The following is a 2,241-nucleotide window of genomic DNA, read 5'->3' as shown; positions in this document are numbered from 1 at the left end:
ATCACGCCCCGAACGCAAAAGGTAACTTTCAGTTCGACCGCGTCGTCGAGGGCTGGCGGTCGCAGGCCGTGCTTGATTTGCGCCGTAAGTAGTACTATGTTTATGTCACGTGACGCGAGCGACGAAGGCGGACAAGGCGCGCCTGTTGAATGTCGCGTATCGCCTGTTGGGTCGGCAGACCTCGGTCGCCGACGCCGCACGGCACCTCGCCGATACCCGTGCGATGTCACGACGGCAAGCGTACCGCTACCTTCAGGAAGCCGCGGCACTGCGTGCTCCGGTTCCCGCGGTGGCGCCGACGGTTGCGATCACGTTGAAGCTCCCGCTGCACACCGTGCGCGCGCTGCGCCTGCAATCTCGGCGCCGTGGGCTCACAATCGGGCAGCTCGTTACCGAGGCGCTGGCCGCACTGCTCGGCGGCAAACGGCGACGACGTGGCTGAGCAGTGCGCCCGTCGCGGCACGCTGCGGGTTCAGCTCGAATATGCGTTCGATCGACTCCGGGGCGACAAACTCGCTCACGCGTACGAGCTGTTGGTGCCGGCCCGAGCCCGCCCGCTCGAGGCGTCTGTAAAGGAGCGTCTGCATGCGCACGGCAGCGATTTACGCGCGGGTATCGTCGGACCAACAGCGAGAGGCGCACACGATTGCGAGCCAAACGTCGTCGCTGATCGAGTGGGCGAGGAGGCTCGATCTCGAGGTGCCGCAGGCCTGGATCGTCGAAGACGAGGGCTATAGCGGGGCCACGCTCGAGCGGCCCGGCCTGGAGCGGGTACGCGATCTGGCGGCCGAAGGACAGATCCAGGCCGTGCTCGTCTACAGTCCCGATCGCTTGAGTCGCAAGTACGCGTACCAGATCCTGTTGATGGAAGAGCTCGCTCGCCACGGCGTGGAGACGCGCTTTCTGAACGCGCCGCAAGGCGTGACCGCCGAGGATCAGCTCCTCGTGCAATTTCAAGGGATGATCGCCGAGTACGAACGCGCCCAAATCCTCGAGCGGTCGCGGCGGGGGAAGCGTCACCGGGCGCGCGCCGGCGAAATCAGCGTTCTGAGCGGCGCACCGTACGGCTATCGCTACATCCGGAAGAGTGATGAGGCGCCCGCGTCGTATGCCGTGATCGAAGCCGAGGCGCGCGTGGTGCAGCAGGTCTATGAGTCCTATACGGTGGCGGGCTCGAGCATCGGCGCGATCACGCGGGGGCTCAATGATCAAGGGGTCGCGACGCGGAAGCCCGGGGCACGGTGGGAGCGGTCGATGGTGTGGGCGATGCTGCGCAACCCGGCCTACCGAGGCGCGGCGTGCTTCGGCAAGACCCGAGTGTCCACCCGCCAGCGTGTGACGCGAGCGCTCCGGATGCGGGGCAGCGTGGCGACGCGCGACAGCGCCAACCACGAGCGGCCGCGCGATGAGTGGATCGAGATTCCGGTGCCGGCGCTGATCGCGGAGCCGACCTTTGCGCGAGCGCAAGAATTGCTGCAGGAGAACAAGGTCCGATCGCGGCGCCGTACGATCGCGCCGAGTCTGGTGCAAGGGCTGGTGAGTTGCCGCCGTTGCGGTTACGCGCTCTCGCGTACCTCGACCCACTCGAGTGCGCGGCTGATCCACTACTACCGCTGCATTGGGTCGGACGGGTGGCGGCACCTTGGCGGTCCCCGCTGCACCAACCGCCCCGTTCGGCAGGATCTGCTGGATCAGATCGTCTGGACCGAGGTCATGCGGCTGCTCGAGGATCCGATCTTGATTCAGCAGGAACTCGATCGGCGCCTCGCCGCTGCGCGCGCCGCCGACCCGACGAAACAGCGCCAGCAGACGGTGCAGCGCGATCTGGTGCGGGTGGATAAGAGCATCGAGCGGGTGCTCACCGCCTATCAGGAGGACCTCCTGTCGCTGGAGCAGCTGCGGGAGCGGATGCCGTCCCTGCGTCAGCGCGAACAGGCGCTGCGCGCCGCGCTGCAATCGATCGCCGATCAGACACGAGAGCGGACGATGTATCTGCAGCTCGCGGAGTCGCTCTCGGCGTTTCTCGCCCGGTTGCGAGTGGCGGCGGACACGCTGGACATTCTCGAACGGCAGCGCCTCGTGCGTTTGCTCATCAAGGAGGTGCTCGTCGGCGATGACACGATCGTGATCCGCCACTGCATCCCGGTTCCCCCGGCCCCGCCGGACGGGAGCGATCCGCCGCCCGTCCACCCTGAGGATCCCGGAGTCAACCGAAGTTACCTTTTGCGTTCGGGGCGTGAT

The 2,241-nt window shown here is 66.7% G+C and carries 2 protein-coding genes; both read left to right on the top strand.

What is annotated here, in order from left to right; genetic code table 11:
- The first annotated feature begins 109 nt into the window (after nucleotides 1–109).
- The gene (locus VES88_08565; GenBank protein HYN81541.1) at nucleotides 110–442 is read left to right on the top strand and encodes a hypothetical protein; all 333 of its coding nucleotides are present in this window, start codon (nucleotides 110–112) and stop codon (nucleotides 440–442) included.
- Between the two features lie 143 nt (nucleotides 443–585).
- The coding region (locus VES88_08560; GenBank protein HYN81540.1) for a recombinase family protein at nucleotides 586–2,241 on the top strand (1,656 nt) is incomplete at its 3' end.

The organism is Gemmatimonadaceae bacterium (genome assembly GCA_035633115.1).
Taxonomy (GTDB): Bacteria; Gemmatimonadota; Gemmatimonadetes; order Gemmatimonadales; family Gemmatimonadaceae; genus UBA4720.
The sequence above is the reverse complement of the archived record's forward strand: the minus strand, read 5'-3'. Positions and strand labels throughout refer to the sequence as shown.